The organism is Campylobacter sp. US33a, assembly GCF_004378855.1.
Lineage (GTDB): Bacteria > Campylobacterota > Campylobacteria > Campylobacterales > Campylobacteraceae > Campylobacter_D.
Genome location: NZ_RYYL01000013.1, coordinates 26,127 through 43,342, shown reverse-complemented (window position 1 = coordinate 43,342; position 17,216 = coordinate 26,127). Strand labels below are relative to the sequence as shown.

At 28.4% G+C, this 17,216-nt stretch carries 25 protein-coding genes; 3 read left to right on the top strand and 22 right to left on the bottom strand.

What is annotated here, in order from left to right; translation table 11 throughout:
* The first annotated feature begins 44 nt into the window (after positions 1–44).
* Positions 45–455 (top strand): hypothetical protein, encoded by a 411-nt coding sequence (locus ELQ16_RS08895; protein WP_134239191.1) that lies wholly within the window; start codon positions 45–47, stop codon positions 453–455.
* 628 nt (positions 456–1,083) lie between these two features.
* Here the strand turns inward: ELQ16_RS08895 and ELQ16_RS08890 are convergent.
* The 3 genes from ELQ16_RS08890 to ELQ16_RS08880 are packed head-to-tail and all read right to left on the bottom strand — an operon-like array spanning position 1,084 to position 2,422.
* A complete protein-coding gene (locus ELQ16_RS08890) occupies positions 1,084–1,290 on the bottom strand; it encodes a hypothetical protein (protein ID WP_134239190.1) in 207 nt (68 codons plus the stop codon).
* A gap of 18 nt (positions 1,291–1,308) precedes the next feature.
* Complete coding sequence (locus ELQ16_RS08885; RefSeq protein WP_134239189.1) at positions 1,309–2,043, bottom strand: nucleotidyl transferase AbiEii/AbiGii toxin family protein; 735 nt, start codon at positions 2,041–2,043, stop codon at positions 1,309–1,311.
* On the bottom strand, positions 2,006–2,422 hold the full coding sequence (locus ELQ16_RS08880) for a hypothetical protein (protein ID WP_134239188.1): 417 nt from the start codon (positions 2,420–2,422) through the stop codon (positions 2,006–2,008). The genes ELQ16_RS08885 and ELQ16_RS08880 overlap by 38 nt, the downstream gene beginning before the upstream one ends.
* Positions 2,423–2,572: 150 nt before the next feature.
* On the opposite strand from ELQ16_RS08880, the gene ELQ16_RS08875 reads away from it, so the two are divergent.
* Together ELQ16_RS08875 and ELQ16_RS08870 are read left to right on the top strand one after the other, a co-directional pair.
* A complete protein-coding gene (locus tag ELQ16_RS08875) occupies positions 2,573–2,908 on the top strand; it encodes a type II toxin-antitoxin system RelE/ParE family toxin (protein WP_208335093.1) in 336 nt (111 codons plus the stop codon).
* Positions 2,905–3,183, top strand: coding sequence for a helix-turn-helix domain-containing protein (locus ELQ16_RS08870; RefSeq protein ID WP_134239186.1), 279 nt, complete (start codon positions 2,905–2,907; stop codon positions 3,181–3,183). Before ELQ16_RS08875 ends, ELQ16_RS08870 begins: the two co-directional genes overlap by 4 nt.
* 124 nt (positions 3,184–3,307) lie before the next feature.
* On the opposite strand, the gene ELQ16_RS08865 is transcribed toward ELQ16_RS08870, so the two are convergent.
* The 19 genes from ELQ16_RS08865 to ELQ16_RS08775 are packed head-to-tail and all read right to left on the bottom strand — an operon-like array spanning position 3,308 to position 17,213.
* The gene (locus ELQ16_RS08865; protein WP_134239185.1) at positions 3,308–5,644 is read right to left on the bottom strand and encodes a hypothetical protein; all 2,337 of its coding nucleotides are present in this window, start codon (positions 5,642–5,644) and stop codon (positions 3,308–3,310) included.
* A 2-nt stretch (positions 5,645–5,646) separates the two neighbouring features.
* Positions 5,647–6,384 (bottom strand): thioredoxin fold domain-containing protein, encoded by a 738-nt coding sequence (locus ELQ16_RS08860; RefSeq protein ID WP_134239184.1) that lies wholly within the window; start codon positions 6,382–6,384, stop codon positions 5,647–5,649.
* 9 nt (positions 6,385–6,393) lie between these two features.
* Entirely contained in the window at positions 6,394–7,542 is a 1,149-nt protein-coding gene (locus ELQ16_RS08855) for a BspA family leucine-rich repeat surface protein (RefSeq protein ID WP_134239183.1), read from the bottom strand.
* A complete protein-coding gene (locus ELQ16_RS08850; protein ID WP_134239182.1) occupies positions 7,539–7,889 on the bottom strand; it encodes a hypothetical protein in 351 nt (116 codons plus the stop codon). Before ELQ16_RS08850 ends, ELQ16_RS08855 begins: the two co-directional genes overlap by 4 nt.
* Positions 7,890–7,900: 11 nt before the next feature.
* Positions 7,901–8,152 (bottom strand): hypothetical protein, encoded by a 252-nt coding sequence (locus tag ELQ16_RS08845; RefSeq protein ID WP_134239181.1) that lies wholly within the window; start codon positions 8,150–8,152, stop codon positions 7,901–7,903.
* Between the two features lie 14 nt (positions 8,153–8,166).
* Positions 8,167–8,454 (bottom strand): hypothetical protein, encoded by a 288-nt coding sequence (locus tag ELQ16_RS08840; protein ID WP_134239180.1) that lies wholly within the window; start codon positions 8,452–8,454, stop codon positions 8,167–8,169.
* Positions 8,454–8,678, bottom strand: a complete 225-nt coding sequence (locus ELQ16_RS08835; protein ID WP_134239179.1) for a hypothetical protein — start codon at positions 8,676–8,678, stop codon at positions 8,454–8,456. The genes ELQ16_RS08840 and ELQ16_RS08835 overlap by 1 nt, the downstream gene beginning before the upstream one ends.
* A gap of 9 nt (positions 8,679–8,687) precedes the next feature.
* Positions 8,688–9,389, bottom strand: a complete 702-nt coding sequence (locus ELQ16_RS08830; protein WP_134239178.1) for a hypothetical protein — start codon at positions 9,387–9,389, stop codon at positions 8,688–8,690.
* A gap of 12 nt (positions 9,390–9,401) precedes the next feature.
* Entirely contained in the window at positions 9,402–9,818 is a 417-nt protein-coding gene (locus ELQ16_RS08825; RefSeq protein ID WP_134239177.1) for a hypothetical protein, read from the bottom strand.
* Between the two features lie 9 nt (positions 9,819–9,827).
* Positions 9,828–10,940 (bottom strand): hypothetical protein, encoded by a 1,113-nt coding sequence (locus ELQ16_RS08820; protein WP_134239176.1) that lies wholly within the window; start codon positions 10,938–10,940, stop codon positions 9,828–9,830.
* A gap of 12 nt (positions 10,941–10,952) precedes the next feature.
* Positions 10,953–11,291: a hypothetical protein gene (locus ELQ16_RS08815; protein ID WP_134239175.1), complete on the bottom strand. Its 339-nt coding sequence runs from the start codon at positions 11,289–11,291 to the stop codon at positions 10,953–10,955.
* Between the two features lie 12 nt (positions 11,292–11,303).
* A complete protein-coding gene (locus ELQ16_RS08810; RefSeq protein WP_134239174.1) occupies positions 11,304–11,645 on the bottom strand; it encodes a hypothetical protein in 342 nt (113 codons plus the stop codon).
* Positions 11,646–12,044, bottom strand: coding sequence for a hypothetical protein (locus tag ELQ16_RS08805; RefSeq protein ID WP_134239173.1), 399 nt, complete (start codon positions 12,042–12,044; stop codon positions 11,646–11,648). It lies immediately after the preceding gene.
* A 20-nt stretch (positions 12,045–12,064) separates the two neighbouring features.
* Complete coding sequence (locus ELQ16_RS08800) at positions 12,065–12,400, bottom strand: hypothetical protein (protein ID WP_134239172.1); 336 nt, start codon at positions 12,398–12,400, stop codon at positions 12,065–12,067.
* Positions 12,401–12,414: 14 nt separating this feature from the next.
* Positions 12,415–13,062 (bottom strand): hypothetical protein, encoded by a 648-nt coding sequence (locus ELQ16_RS08795; RefSeq protein WP_134239171.1) that lies wholly within the window; start codon positions 13,060–13,062, stop codon positions 12,415–12,417.
* 12 nt (positions 13,063–13,074) lie between these two features.
* Positions 13,075–13,416, bottom strand: a complete 342-nt coding sequence (locus tag ELQ16_RS08790) for a hypothetical protein (RefSeq protein WP_134239170.1) — start codon at positions 13,414–13,416, stop codon at positions 13,075–13,077.
* Between the two features lie 13 nt (positions 13,417–13,429).
* Entirely contained in the window at positions 13,430–15,835 is a 2,406-nt protein-coding gene (locus ELQ16_RS08785; RefSeq protein ID WP_134239169.1) for an ATP-binding protein, read from the bottom strand.
* Positions 15,832–16,401, bottom strand: coding sequence for a transglycosylase SLT domain-containing protein (locus ELQ16_RS08780; protein WP_134239168.1), 570 nt, complete (start codon positions 16,399–16,401; stop codon positions 15,832–15,834). The genes ELQ16_RS08785 and ELQ16_RS08780 overlap by 4 nt, the downstream gene beginning before the upstream one ends.
* The gene (locus ELQ16_RS08775; protein ID WP_134239167.1) at positions 16,401–17,213 is read right to left on the bottom strand and encodes a hypothetical protein; all 813 of its coding nucleotides are present in this window, start codon (positions 17,211–17,213) and stop codon (positions 16,401–16,403) included. Before ELQ16_RS08775 ends, ELQ16_RS08780 begins: the two co-directional genes overlap by 1 nt.
* Positions 17,214–17,216 lie beyond the last annotated feature (3 nt).

Below are 17,216 nucleotides of genomic sequence, written 5' to 3'. Positions count from 1 at the left end.
GATAATAAATGAAAGTGAACTTTAAATTAGCGATAGGCTCTGTTTTGCTAAGTAGTTTTTTAGTTGGTTGTGGAGCAGAAAACGGAGTTGAGCTACCAGAAAAAATTGACAAAAGTATCTGCACTAATCCTATAGTTGTTCAAAAAGTAATCATCGATGATATTGAACCTGATTTAGCAAAAAAATTAAAAGAAGCTAAAATAGAAAAACTTGAGCTTAAGGATGTTACTAGTGAGTTTTACCTTACTACTAACTCAGAAAAAGATGCGAAATTATATGGACTTAAAAATACGGATATGAGAACTGGAGATTTTAAGACTTGTCATTATATTATTCCTAAAATTAAATTTGTTAAAAGCTTTGGTGTGTATCAAACAGAAGATGGTAAATATATAGGACTCAAAGGCAAATATTGGGAAGGTAAAGATAAGGCTCAAATTACAGAAATCAATTAAGTTTTTTCGATTTTTGCTTGTAATTTCCGCAGAGAGTGAAACACGCTCTAGATAATAAAAAGAACAAAGAGTAAGAAAATTTTTTTCAAACTAAAGCAAGCGAGATTTCTACTTAAATGATTTTAAATTATAGAGTTTTTGAACCACAAAAATATGTATTTTTAACTATTTTTTGCATATTTTTATGTAATAATTACTATATTTTAGTAAAAATTACATATTTTTAACTATTTTTTACATATTTTTATGTATTTTTATGTAATAATTACTATATTTTATGATATAATAATAAGAAAATTAATAGGAGGTAAGTTAATGAAAGGAATATTAATCATAATAGGTGTAATGTTTATATTAACATCAAATCCTGGTCATAAATTAATATTAACATATTCGATACTTATTGCTTTGGTGTTATTATTATTTTTAATATTTTGGCTAATAGAAAAATCATCAGTATTTTATCCCAATTCATTCGCTGGGTATAAAGATGATGTAATTCTACCGAAACTTATTGCATCTATTTGGTATTTATTTATTACGATAACCATAGCTCTCATAGTTCTAGGAATGGCACATTTTTTCCTAAACTGACCTCTTCTTTGAACATATCAAAAAATCTAAGTAGCTATTTGTTTCGTTTTTCCGCATCGCTTTTAAGCATCAAAACTAATATTTCTAAGTTATCTGCCAAATCTTTAATTTCATTTTTTGTGATAACTTCTTCATTATATTCAATCATTTTCAAAGAAATTACCCTCAAAGTATCATAAGTTTGAAACCATTCTTTACCATAATTTTCTACCTCCATTCTTTTTAGTATATTTGTGTCCATTTTTCCTCCTTATTGAAACTATATTCTCTTGTGCCTCGTAAAATTATTCTTTTCTTTGAGTTCTAAGTTTTTTTCCTCTTCTAAAGTATTTAAAAGAGTTTCTGATTTTTTTAAAATCTTTTTCGCATAATCATCAACTTCTATTTTTCTATCAGTTCCTATTAATTTATGTTCTTCTATTTCCTCTAAAAGCAACAAATCAAGCTCTTCTTCCCCAAAATAATTAATCTTAGCAATGATAGCTTCAAGCTGTGTTGCATTAAAAACATTAGGATAATTTTCTAATAAGAATCCAATATCAAAAAAATCTCTACTCTTATCTCTTCCTGTGAAAGCATTAATTTTCATTGCAACCAATCTATCAATATTATAGACATTCACTCCTTCTATCTTTTGGTAAAAAGCTTTTTCATCATTAATTAAACGCAAACGATTTCTTTCTCTACCACTTATTTCAACTTTTAAAGGATAATTTCCTAAATGAGAATTTGCACCGTAATCAATCATTGCCTTAAAAGAAACATCTGTATCTTTTTTGATATTAATATTCCAGTCTTTAAAATTTTTGTGCGATTTTAAGCAATTGATAAAATTCATATTTTGACTAATGCAATCAAAGTCTAAGTCTTCTGAATAGCGATTTAGTCCATAGAAAAGACTTAAAGCAGTTCCACCTTTTAATATGAAATTTTCGGAAAAAAGTGGCAGAATTTCTTTAATAAATTTCACTCGCTCTATCTGATAATTTTCCATTTTTTTCCTTAAAATATAGCTTTGTTAATTCATATTTTAAAAATCTTTGAACAATTTGTGTTTTGGGTAGAATTTTTAAATAATTAAATAGCTCCATTGCATCATCTTCATCTAAAAAATCATCTACTATGCCTTGCATTTGTGCTGTTTTATTAAAATAAAGTAAATCAGCAATTGCCCTTGCAAAAGAAGCAACATTGTATTCTTTTTGCAATGTTTTTACAAAGCATTTGCGTATGCCTAAATCTTTTAAAGGATTATTGTCGCTCTCATAAAACAAAATTTTTTTAGGATTTAAATAAATCTGTGGATGCCAGTCTGCTATCAAACCTTTTTGATTAGGAATATTAAGAGCTTGAAAACCTGATAGATATTGCATTGTTATTCAATCCTATTTTTATAAAAATTATAACATATTTTATGCGCAATGGCAGATCTAAAATACCTTCATTGTCATAAGGATATAGGATTAGACCATAAAATAATAAGAAAATTTTGGAATTAGTATCTTTTTTGATACAATATGCTAATGAAAAAGATACAAGCCAAATTCTATCAAAACCGAAACGGCAAAGAGCCTGTAAAAGAATGGTTGTTAGAACTAAGTAAAGAAGATAGAGTAATAATCGGAAAAGATATAGCGGTTGTAGAATTTGGCTTTCCTATTGGTATGCCTGTTTGTAGAAGTTTAGGCAATGGATTTTATGAAATCCGTAGCAATATTAGTTCAAATCGCATAGCGCGAGTAATATTTGTGATAATTGATAATTGTATGATATTGCTACACGCTTTTATTAAAAAGAGTCAAAAAACGCCATTAATAGAGTTAAATTTAGCAAAAGAAAGAGCAAAGGAACTAAAATGAAAGTAAAAGAATTAAACTCATTTGATGATTTTTTAAAAGATGAAAACATTTTTGATGAAGTCCAAAGCTATGCGGTTAAAAAGGTTATAGCCTATCAACTTCAAAAAGAAATGGAAGCGCAAAATATAACCAAAACAAAATTAGCCGAGCTTATGAATACAAGTAGAGCTTGTGTAAATCGTTTATTAAATCCAAACAATAAATCTCTTACACTTAATACTCTTGAATGTGCTACAAGAGTTTTAGGCAAACAATTAATCATAACTATCAAATAAAAAGAGGCGGATTTAAATATTTATATTATCTTTCATATTCCATCTTTTCTACTTGCCTCTTAGTTTTTCATAACTCTATCTTGTTTCCCAAAAACTTTATTTGCTCTTTTTTAAAATAAAAAAATCACACCATAAAGCTTTTTTGTTCCAACCTATTATTGATACCATCTGTAACAACATCACTGGTTTGATTGTCAATTCCAATCATTCTAAATACCCAATCAGGTCCTCCAATTATAGTTTTCCACATAATATAAGATCCTGCCAAATAACCTAATATTTTCAATATACCTTTCACTGTTTCAATAATTATGATCGCTGTTAAATCTTCTCCAGCTACTTTCAAGGCACCAAATTGCTCTACAGAAACAAGCACAAACAATTCTTTAATTAAAGTATTTAAAAATAAAGCTAGGTATACAAATAAAACAATAAGTATTGGTCTAAAAAATATTGTCATCCCAGTAATCAAAAAATGAACTATTTTATCAACCCGTTTTGTCCCCAAAGAAAAAGCAATTACAAATGGTGAAATATAAAAATATTTAGTTAAAGTTACCAAATAAGCAATAAAAGCTACAGCACCAGCTACTGTTGCAACAAGAACTGGTAAATTTTGTAAAACTAATTCCATAATCATAGCAGTAAACCAAGTAGCAAATACTGATGTAGGAAGTAAAGCAAAAACGGTTTTAACTCCATATTTTGCTATAAGTCCAGAAGCTGGAGTTCCTACAATGCTTACAATATTTGAAATAAAGAACCCCAATACTTCACCTATCTTTTCTATTGCATCATAGAAAAAATCATATACTGCCCCAGAACCTGGAAGGATAAAATACGCTAAATTGCCAATAGCAAAAGCTACCCCTTGCCTTAATAATCCATCTTGGCTACCACCAGAATCAATCTCTCCACTTTTAACAGCATCAATTGTCGCTTCTTGACCTTTTTTAGTAATTTCTTCCATTTCTTCATCATTTTGAATTACATTATCAGACATAAAATCTTGAAATTGAACCATTAATCCAGTTCCTGGCAAAAGTGTAGAATTAATCCAACCAAATTCCAATTCTCTATTAGCAATGTAATGATCAATTTGACTTAGTTTTTGCCCTAATTCATTGCTAGATAAATATTGCTCAATAGCTTGGATTTGCTTACTATATCTAACGACATCTGATTTTGTATTATAAATTTGATTCTGAAGTGCAACACAAGCCTGCAAAGAAATATCATTTTCAGTTCCAGCAACTTGTTTTAAATCCCATTTTTCTAATAAATCTTTCTTTTCTTGCTCTGTTAAATTTGTAAAAGGTATTCCAGCTGGCTGTCCAGCAAATCTTTCAGAGCATTTTTCATTATAAATTTCTATAGCCTTTTCATTTGTAAATTTAGCAAGTTCTAAGTTATTTTTAATTGTCTTTTCTCCTTCTTGACTAATGCCTCCAACCGATGAATAAAGTTTATTCATATAAGTATTTGCACCTTGCGCACTTGCTAAATCAGCTATATTATTAGCCTCATTTGTTGCAAAACGAATAATTTTTTGAAAAGGAGTAGCTTGCATCTCAACATCTCCAGCTTTTCCTTCAGGTATTGGAGCAAAAAATATAATAGTCATAATAAATGGAAGACTAAATCTTTCTAAATATTTCTTATCATCGTTAGGATCATTTTCTCCATTTTGAAGGTATGATAGAAGTTTTTTTCCACCAAAAATAGACAAATAAAAACCACCAACAATAATAAAAATAAGATTTTGTAAATGTGTATAAATGAAACTCATCGAGTTATATAAATTTGAGAAATAAGCTAAATTTGACTTATTAAATCCATCTGCAATACTAATTCTCTCACCGCTAGTAACAGGTTGAGCTGTTTTATCAAATGAAAATAAAGGTAACGCATTTGCAAGCTCTTTTGCTGGACCAAAAGCATCATTTTCAAATGAAAATAAATTAGCAATTGAACCTTTTGGATTAACTCCTGGTTGTAATTCTAACTGTCCAGTTAATGCGGTTTTTTCTCTATCTATAATTTCTGGATTTAATGTAGCAATTGATGTTAAAAATCGAGAAAGGGTAATTTCATTATCATCTATAACTTGTTTTATCTGACTTTTAACTTCTGTCTTTTCTCCTCTTGGAAAGAGTTGTGGATTTCTTTTAGCTAAATCCGTTTGACAAGCTAAATTTTTAGTATCAGCGTTGAATTTTAAAACTTTTTCGTGATCGTTTTTTTCAAAAATTACACAGTGAGTGATTCCTTCTGGAATATTAAACCCTACAATTTGTGTCCCATATTTCTCAGCAACCTTTCTACACCTAAATTCGCATCGCTCACCAGTTATTACATTACTTGGCTCCCTATAAACTTTACTTGCTTCCTCTTCTAAAGCATCAGCGCCAAATAATATCTGCGCACTTAATAAAAAAAATGATAATATTTTTTTAAACATCATTATTTCTCCGCTTTGATAATAGTAGGAACTGATTCTAATCCAGCGCTAGAATATTTTTTCAACAAATCTTTAGCTTCTTGAATTAATTTTTCATCAACCTTTGAATAATCAGTTGTTTTGCTATCATAGTAATGCTTTATGATTTTAAGTTTCTCATTGTCATCTTTAGCTTTTGAAGCTTCTTTATATATCAAAGCTATTTTTTCAAATGCACTTTCTCCGTGAACTGTTGTAAAAATAAAATGAATCCTATTTGTTTTAAGAATATTATCTATTTTAGCCAAATGTCTTCTACAATATGGACATTCTGGATCTGAAAAAACATAAATTTCAGGCTTTGATTTATCTCCTAAACTAATTTTTTTAGTTTCTTTTTGAGCTAATTCCAAAAGTGCTTTTTCAATTTTTTTTACATTTTTAATTTTTATTTCATTTCTAAATTTTTCTTTATATGAAATTTGCGATTTTAAATCTACAATATCTGGCATAATTATATTGCCTTGCTTAAAAAATATATCTTGTTTTTCTTGTTCTCCGAGCTTAATATTCACTATTACTTTCTCAAAATTCATATTAGGAATTTTTTCTATTGAAACAATATCTACTTTAGTCTCAGCATCTGGAAAAACTGCCTTTATTTTATTTTGGTAAAATTCAATTATACTGGCAGTATCACTGGCAAACAAATAACTCCCAATACATAAACTAACAATTGACAAAATTATCTTTTTTTTCATTTTCACTCCTTAATTATTCACTTTTTTAATTCTTGACCAAATATTTTTAATACTAAAACTTTTACTATAACTTTCACTTGAAAAAACTTTTTCCTTATCATTCAAAGGTATAAAATTTTTACCGATAGAACAATTATTAAACATATAATTTTCCAAAATTATATTACTCATATCCCAGCCACTAATATCTTGGTTGAAGCTCTTAGCATTATCAAACATATGATACATATCTTTTACATTACTTGTGTTCCATTTGTTTAATGGTTGATTGAAATTTATGGCATTTTCAAACATACTACGCATATTTTCAACATTATCCACTTTAAAATCATTTAAAGACTGATTAAACTCAATACAACCCTTAAACATCTCACTCATATCTTTAACATTGCTTGTATCCCACTTATTTAAAGGCTGATTAAAGCTCTCTGCACCTCTAAACATTGCACTCATATCTTTAACCCTGCTAGTATCCCAAGAACCTATGTCTTGATTAAAGTTTATAGCACCAGAGAACATCTCGCACATATTTTTGACATTACTTGTATTCCAACTCTCAATGCCACTAAAGTCTTTACGAGTGGAATCCAAAAACAATCCTGACATATCAGTGATAAGACTAGTATCTATGTCCTTAAGATTAATATCTTCATTTGTAATTAACGCTAATAATTCTTCTTTATCCTCTGGAATATATTTTTTAATCTTTACTTCATTGTTGCGTTTTATTATGCAATTTTTAAATATATTTTCTTTATGTCTAACTTTATTAATATTCCAACCACTTAAATCTTGATTGAAACTCTTAGCATTTTCAAACATAGAATCCATATCAAACACATTACTTGTATTCCATTTTGAAATATCTTGATTAAACTCAATACAACCCTTAAACATCCCAGCCATATCAAAAACTTTACCTACATTCCACTTTGATATATCTTGATTGAAGTTCTCAGCTCCATAAAACATTGCACGCATCGAAAAAACATTACTTACATCCCAATTCTCAATACCACTAAAGTCTGTTCGAGTTGAGTTTAGGAACAACTCGCTCATATCAGTAATGTTGCTTGTATCTATGTCTCCTAGATTGATACTATTGCTATCAACTAAAACTATGAGTTCTTTTTTTGTTTTTGGCTGTATTTTTTTCATTTATTCTCCTGAGATTCTTTTTGAATACCTAATATGTTTTCATAATTACCTAATAATTTTTTTTCTTGCTCTAATAAAAAAATCATATTTTTATTCTCCATAGTTGTTTCAATTTCCAAAGCATTTATTTCTTTAATCAATTGTTCTTTTATTAAAGTTTGTTCTTTAATTTTTTCTATAAGAGGCTGAATCTCCTCACTCCATTTTCTTTTTGATTCTTCATTTTTTTGATCAACTAAATTTGTCAAATTATCAAAAGAATTTCTAATTCCATCATCTCCAGATGAGCTCCAAACAGCACCATATGAATGTATTAAAAACAAACAACTAAAAAGAATTTTTTTCATCATTATCCCTACTATTTTTTATTTGACTTTAAATTGATTTGATTGTGCAATAACTTATTTCTTTTGTTAATTAAAAAAGAAAGATGATTCTTTTTTACATAAATAAATTTACTTAATTCAAGTGCAATATTTAAATTTTTATTCTGTCTTTCAACCAATTCATTTCCTTTTTTTTGACTCTCGTTTAATTTGTTAATTGCAGAAGTAGGATTTGCTAACAAAAAAATAGTTACTGAACTTAACAATAAAATACTTTTAATCATTTGAACACCACTTTTTACTTAATATTTTTTCGACTTCTTATCTTTTTAATAACCATACAAACTTTTCTTATAAAATAAGGCTTAAACTGATTGCCATCTTTTGTATATGAAAACAAAAACCTATATCCAATTAAGCTTAGCAGAGCGAAAATTGCAATAAAATTAATAAAACTTTCAATTGTAAAATAAGATAGAATAAAAAATAAAAAATTTGTTCCAGAGGCTAAATAATATCTATAATTAAGCTTGATTTTAAATTGCTCATTGCTTAATATTTCGTTAATAGTGTATTCTTTTTGCATTAATTAATCCTTTTCCAAATGAATACACCATCTTCTGTTTTATCAGATGAGTAAATTATCTCTTGATTATTGTTATATTTAATACCAATAGCTTGGATTTGCTCAGAGTCTAAATTATTTGCATCACAAAGTTTTTTAAACATTTTTGGCGCCTTATGTTTATGATAAATCAAAAATTTTCCTTTTTTTAATTCATAATTAGCTTTATCATCTTGTATATCCATATATTAATCCTATTTTAACTTTAAATTATTTTTAACGGTGTTATTTACTATATTTGATGTCTGCAATATATCTTTATTGGTTTCTTGATATTTTTCTCCCATTGCTTGATATATATCCTCATTTGTTAAAACATCATTATTCAAAATCGTTTCCTTAGCCTTATCAAAGTCAAAAGTCCCATCTTCTTTAAAACTTTTCAAAATCTCATCATTAAATCTATCTATCGAGGTCTTTGCAATATCATAAATGAGATTTTTATTATCTTCATTATTTAATTTTGCCAATTCTGCATTTTTTAAATCTTGACTAAGTTCAATATTTTCCTTAATTTCACTCTCTATAGAAGAAACAATAAGCTCTTTAGATAATTTTTTATTCTCTTTTAAATTCATTCCTAAAGACATATTATCTTGTGCTTCTATTAAAGTATCAATCGTTTTTTTGTGTTCAGATAGAAAATCTCTTAATGCTTCAAATAATGTTTTTGTCAATAATAAATCATTCGAATTTTCAAAACAACCCTTTCTATCATTCTTGTTTTGTTCAAATGTATCACAAAGTGCTTCATAAGAATCTCTTATATTTGCTACACCCTGTTTAATTCTATCCACTGGAGTTGGGGGTGACTCTTTAACACCATAGGCTATACCATCATTAAAACTAGTAGTTTCATTTATTATATTATCTTCCATTGTTTTATTATCTTCCATACATATTCTCCTTTATCTCATTAACAACACTGCTATTATGGCTATCAAACCAAAAACAAAAACACCATTCATACACCATTGCAAATATGAAATAGGAATATGTTTTAACTTAGTTTCCTCTATATATCTTTCAATATCTTCAAAAAGCTTATTTCGACTTTCTTCATTATCTTCTCTAATTACTTTTTCAATAATCCTCGCATAATCTCCTGCTTCATCATTTTCTAATTTATCTAAAACTCCACCAAGAACATTACGAGTTCCAATTTCTGTTTTATTTGCTGTATTGGCTAAAGTTTCGATTTTTTCTTGAAAATTTTGTCTTATGAATAATAAGTGTTGCGATAAAACATTATTATCTCTTCTTAAATCTAAAATAAGTTTTTTTAATCTATTAATTTCATTTTCAGTATTTTCAATATTAGTCATTATCTGCCTTTATGGTATTTGTGGAATATCGCTAGAATCATTAGCACCAGCAATAATTTTCTCAATTTCTTTTCTTGCGCCTTCTTCATCAAATTTTTGGCTCATTATTACCTCTTTATCAGCAATCAGCGAAGCGATAGCTCTTTTTCTTTCCCATTTTTCAGTTATATCTGCAATGATTTTAGCCTCTTCAATTTGTTGTTTTCTGATATCGTGAACCATTTGAAGCTTCAAATCACTTCTTAAATATTGATAAACATCTTCAGTTGGCAATGCAATATAGTTTGGATTATTATTAGCATAAATTGCAAGAGCATTTCCAATCTCATTTGCCTTTGCAAATTCAAAATCTTGACTCATACCATTGATAAGGTTTTGCGCTAACTCATCTCCATTGGAAGTATTTTTATTTCCTCCATTGCTTTGAATTTGTTGTTTTGTTTTAGCTGAAATACTACTTGGCGACATATCTTGAGAGCTTATATAAAAACTTTTTGCCAATTCTTGTCTTGATTTTCGGTATTCAGATAAATCTGATGGAGCTTTAATTTGAGACGGATCAATTTCAGCAATACTTCCTTTACCGCCTTGAATTTTGTCATAATCCATTAACATTTTTAAACTTTTATTGTCGTTTTTCATTGCTAGTGATTTGACTATGTTGCCATCATCTCCAAGAATATCTTTAGCATTCCATCTTTTGAGATATTTATCAACAGTTAAACCATTTGGTAATGTCGTTTTATCCGATAATCCAGTGTCGTCAGCCAAATTTTCTGCAACATTTTTCATTGCAGTTGAAGAAATGTCTGCAAATTCTCTTACATTCTCCCTACAAAGTGATTTTAAACCACTAAATGAAACATTGCTTTTTCTTTTTTCAAATCCAGGAATAGGTGGCAAAATAGCACACGCATCAAAAGATAAATCCGCATTATTGACAATGCTACAAATATCGCCAGAAATACCAGTATTACTTGGTCTATAGCACAGTCCAAAAGTTTGATTTGATTTGTCATCCGCAATATCCCAAACATCATCAATTACATCATCTAAATCAACTGCGTAAGAGCTACAATACATTGCTCCTATCAATCCAAATGCAAAAAGTATTTTTTTCATTTATTTCCTTTCTTAATACGCTTCTAAAGTGTTAATATTGTTTTGCAAACTATTGAGCTGTTTTAATAAAAACTCTATTTGAGAATTATTTAGCACTTGATTTTGTTTTAAAGATGACAAGATATTAAGCTCTTTAAGATTGCTATTTTCAGAATCAACGAATGCTTCGGCAAAAATATTATTTATCTCTTCAATTTTAGCCTGTGTTTTAGATTCAAACTCATTAAATTTTTGCGTTGAGCTATTTGATAAATCAGAAGGCAACATTGGATCTCTACATCCACTCCAACACCCAAAAACATCCACTGAAATTAACATTAATAATCCAATTAACATTGGTATTTTTTTCATTTATTTCCTTTCTTAATACGCTTCTAAAGTGTTAATATTGTTTTGCAAACTATTAAATTTTTTTAGCAAAAAAATAATTTCTTTCGTATCCATCAAATCTTTTTGCATTAAAGCTTTTCGTTGTTTTAATAACTTGTTTTGCTCAGTTATTTGCTCCAACTGTTTTTCGTATTGCTTTCTTAGCTCATCTAAATTAGCATAGAGCTTCGCATAAGCTTGTTCTATGCTATTTTTAGAAGATTCTTCGCCACTTTTAATATTACCACCGCAATAAACTTTATGACAGCCCCAAGCAAAAGCATTATTTACAAAAAGGAATAATAAAAAAATCGCAAAGAATTGTTTTTTAATCATTTAAAGTCCTAAAGCTTCTTTATAGAAATCTGTTACAACAGTGGCTGCATTTGTCATATCTCCAGTAATAACTTGGAATATCAACATAGTTACGACAACATAAACAAATACCCCTACGAGTGCACCAATAAAAACAGCTGTAGGTATTCTTGAATGTCCATCTTGAGTTTGTTCAACTTTTTTCTTTGCAATGGTGTAACCCAAAACCATAAAACCACCAATACATATCAAAGGAAAACCGATTGCAAAGACCCATTGTAAAACCACACCAACTGATTGTTTTCCAGCAGTTGAGGCATCATTGATAATATTTGTTACCTCATCCATATCATTAGCAAATGCGTTTGTATAAATAAAAAGCAAAAACGCTAAAAAACTTATTTTACTAATTAATTTCATTCGTTCTCCTTGTTTTTTTCTTATAAAAGATCCGTTGAAGGCTTTTTTTCAGCCCACTCTACTCGAGTATAAAACGCCTCATTTTCCTTATCAAGATACAAAGTATCTCCTTTGGCATTTTTTACACCCTCACCATTTAACAATTTTTTAACCTCTGCCCTATTTAAAGTTCTTCCTATTGATTTTGATTGGTTGAAAAAAATTCTAAATTTGCATTCTCCTACATCAACAAATTCTTTTCCTTGTTTTTCAACCTTTTTAAATTCACAATGAATATATGAATTGTCAGGACTCACTTTAATTCTTCCATTTCCGCAAATTGGACACAAAATTCCTTCTTTATTTTCCTCTGCCATTTTTTCTCCTTTAATTAATTTAATATCATATTTCGATATGCTTCTTGCATTTTTCCAATAATGGTTTCACCATTTGGTATAAATAAAGCTATTTCTGCAATCTTTGCCCAAACAATAAAAAGCAAACTAGCACCTAGTGTTGAAACTATAGTCCAAACTAAGGTTGTTAGATAATCATTACCTTGTCTATAAGTATCTTTTTTAGATTGAAAAGCACCATAAGCACTTCCTAAGGAAAGAACCAAAATTGGCAAAATAATAAAACTCCAATCCCTAATTGTTTGAACAGTATATAAAATCACAAAAGAACCTTCTGCGACAATATTATCTCCAGCTCCAGCCATACTCAATACACTTTGTTTGTTTGACTCCCAGAATAATGGAAATACTTTCTCTTGAAAGTAATTAGAACCATATATTCGAGATTGAGCATCGGCTATTTTTATAAATAATAAAAATAATATACAAGAGATCGTGTGAACCAAAAATGCAAATAGAATTACACTAAAAATACTGGATGGCAATCTATCTGGTTTTCTGTGATCTATCAAACCTTTTATAATCACAATTAAAAAAGGAGCAACAGCAAACACAAGAGATGTTGCCCCAAAAGTATATGCCGTTGCAATAAGTTGTTCTCCCTTTGAACTCAATTCTCCCATTTCGATTTCACCTTAACCAAGTAATTTTATAGTTTCTTCTAACTCTTCCATAGCACTTTTGACTTTGATAATAACCTTCTTTATTTTTTTCCTATCTAATTCTTTTGATTTTTTAATACTCCTCCTTTCAACTAATTTATCTATCTGTTCTGCTTTATTTAAAATAAATAACTGCTTTTCATTAACTAAAACAAAATTTTTATGTTCTTTTTTGCAAACTCTCAATTCGCCTTTTTTCATTCTATTGTAAGCGGTTTTTTCTGTAATTCCAGCAAGTGAGCAATATAAACTTAATGGAACTTCTATAAATTCAGAGTTAACAACGCTGTCATTATTTTTTTCTGATTTTTTCACTATTTACTTCCTTTTAAACATTTGGGTTTGTATTAAATACTTTCATTTCACTATCTGATATCTCAAATCTCATATGAAATACACCTCTTTGATACCAAATACAAAGTTCATATCTATCTGTATTTAATAGCGCCTCTTTAACATCTTCGGTAATACTAAAAACCTCATCAGCCTCTTTAATCACATCAAGCTTTGAGCCTGCCTCCAATAAAAATATTCTGGTGTCAATATTTTTTGATATAAATTTAGGAAGATGATCTGCGTTTTGAACAATAAAACAAAGATGAACATTATATTTTCTTGCTTCCAAAGTAACCTTATCGAATAATTCAGCTAGAACCAAACTATCCTTATCTCTAAAGAAATTTTTAGCCTCTTCAATAGCATAAAAAAGTTTAGGTGATGGGCGATTTTCAAATTTACATCTAAGTGCAAATTCCCTATCTCTTAAATAAGTTTTTTGAAAGATGCAAAAGAAAATAGGAACAAATAAAGAGCTCTCTTTAAAATTATTTAAATCCATACTCAAAACATCAGCTTCAACAATTTCAACCCTATCAAAAGAACTAAAAATACCTATCTTATTAATAGCTTCCAACTTATTAACAAGGCTTTTAAAGCTCTCTCTTTCTATATCCTTAATTTGCCTATTTTCAGATTGAACATTAACAGCCATAATCACATCATTTAATAGAGGCTTTTTTAAAAAATCGTATTTGCTTTCTTTTATACTTGATATAGCATCGCTTTTTTTATAACCGAGTTCTATAAGCTCATCAAACAAATCCTGATGCTCTTTTGCAAGTTCATTAATCTTATAATCATTATAATTCTTCTCAACATATAAGGTTCTTATCGTATCCTTCAAGGCGCTTTTTTCCAAAGAAGTTAAGCTATTATCAGAAGCACCTTTTGAAGAGCTGGATAAAATCAAATCTGCTAAATCCACAGCAAATTGAATATCAGCCTCAAAAGCTTCTAATTCATCTGCATTCATTTTATAATAATCCATATTTCTAGTCATTTCAGTTGATACGAGATTATATTTGAAGCGACTAAAGGAATTTTGTATATGAGCAACCTTATTTTCTTTATTATTTTTAATGATTTCAATAAAATTTTTATCCGAAAAGCCTATATCATAACTTCTTAACTTTACATTTCCAGGATTTGAACCTAAATTATGCGCCTTACCTGTTTCAAAATCAAGTTGTATCATTTGAGACATAATTTTTTGTTTTGAAACAGATTTTCCAGCACCAGGACGGGCAATAATCACTGAATGTGGATTGAAGTTTTCTGCAGAAAAAGAAAAATTTACAAATCCGCCATTTTTATCAATTCCATAAATATCAGCTTTTGGTGTAGTAGCCTTATGACAAGAAGCAATAAACCTATTAAGAAATTCAGATTTAACTAAAAAATCATAATCCAAGTCTCTTTTCTTTAAAAGAGTTTTTTTGAGTATTTCGGATCTAAACAAATCTCTTGGTATAAAAGATGTTTTTAGATTAGAACTTAAAATAGAAGCTATATCTTCTGGATATTTTTTAAATAAAGCCAAAGAATTCATCAAACAAAGTTGCTGATTACCTGAATCATATATTTTTTTAAGAGTTGTAAATGGGAGTTTATTTCCAGAAACTTTTGTTTCATTAATAAGCTTATTAATATGAGCCTTAATTCTTGACACATTAAAATCGAGTAAAAACCATATAGAACCTTCAAAGTTTGATTTGAACAATTTTAAGATATTTGTTTCTGCAACATCTAGGTTTTTAAATCCCTGAAATATTTCCACATCATTTAATGATTTATACAAACTTTGTCTGATAGCTTTCTTAAATAGCATAAATTCAGGCTCTTGTTCTAGCGAATCTTTTACTATAGTCATATCTCTAAAAATATTTTTCTTATCGTGATCCACTGAAAATGAATTTTGTAAATATAAATCGTGTATCACATTTAAAAGTTCAATACCACTCAAAAGTGGTGAAGCATATCTATCTGATAATATTTTAATCATAGGTTTAGAATAAGATAATAAATATTGTTTATGCCATTTACCTTGTTTGTGTATTACATAAAACAAAATGGAGTTTGTATTTTCTTTGTAGGAACTAATAATCTCATCAATGAAATTTTTTTCCAAAAAACTATGTATATTGCTATTTGATTTTAATTCAATTCCAAAAATCTCTCCATTATTAATAGGCGTATTTAAGTTAACACTGTTCTCGTTTATATAATCAATCATTAAACCAGAATTACTATGGTATTCGTTTAATAAAGTGTAAATTGGTATTGCCAATCTTTCAAAAAAACAAGAACCAAGTTGAATACTTGGATCTTTCTTTTTAAAACCCCAATAAGTAGCTCCAAGTCCAGCTACTCCTAAAGTTAGTAGTGTTAAACTCATATAACACCTCCAAAATCTTTATTAAAACTTTCTTTAAATCTATTAAAATAAGTTAAAACTTCTCCTTGTCTATAGCCTTTGTTATAACATTCAATAGTATTTTTTATATTTTGATATTTAATACCGCAAAGTTTTAATATTTCTGTAGCTTTAAGAATATTTGTTTTCAACTCAAACATTTTTTTAATTTCACTTTTAGAAAAATTTTGTGAATTAATTTGCATTAAGCCCACATCCACCTTATAACCATCTTCAATTAAGTCTTTGGTAATGTTTACGAGCTTTTCTACATCTTTTGACTCAATGTTAACAATAAATTTGTTGTTTTGATAAGGTTTAATGGTTGTCTTAACCACTTTATCATAATTAAAATTTTTATTTGTTGTTGACACAAAAGAAATAATAAAAGGATTAAAACCGCTCTCTATTTTTGCAACAGTATAAAGCACCCTTGCATCTATTTGACTATACAATGCTTGCTTTTTAAGCATATAAGCTATTTCTTCTTTACTATAAGCAAAACATTCAATTATAGATATTAGTAATAAACTCATTAAACGCGACATTAATTAACCTTTGGTTTTATTACTGGACTGATTTTTAGATTAGTCAATCTGAATCCATAAGGGTTTATATCTGTTGCTTTTTCAAGATTGAAGTTCCCTTTGGCTCCTATCTTAATTATCCCTTGATTGTTGGCATATTCATTTAGTGCAATAATATAGCTTTGCGCAATGACTTTAATGCTGATTTCTATATTAAAAGAATTACCATTATATTCATACTTATCGATGCTATAATCTCTGATTGAAATATATTCTGGTAATTTGTCTTGAGCCACAGCTGAAATCAACCATTGCAAATAAGCTCTAAATTCGCCAACAGCTTGCTTATCTTCAATATTGACAAAATTTTTAAGAAAAGTCCCCAAAGAAGGAACAGTTGTTAAAACATCGTTATAATCTTTAAAATTTGGTTTTGTAAAATTATTTGTTAATTGCGCCCTTGAAACCACAAAGTTATTGACCATAGTGGAAACAGCAAATTGCTTTAAATACTCAGCTTTAATAGGTTCTTTAATAACTCTAATTGCTCTACCATCTGTAGTAGTCAAAACAACCTTTCCATTATTATCAGCAACAGTTTTTTCCAAGTCCTTAATACTATTTTTCATAGAATTAATTTGAATGACAACAAAAAGCAAAGAAAAACCTACAAAGAATCCTACATATTTCCAATTTTTCCCAAAAAACTGCTCACATTTAAAATTGAAACTCTCTCTTCCGTTGTATTCTGTAGTTTTTTCCTTTTTATTGCTCTTTTTGAGTTCATTTTCATTGGCTATCTCAGTTAAATTATTTTGAACATTTTCACTCATATT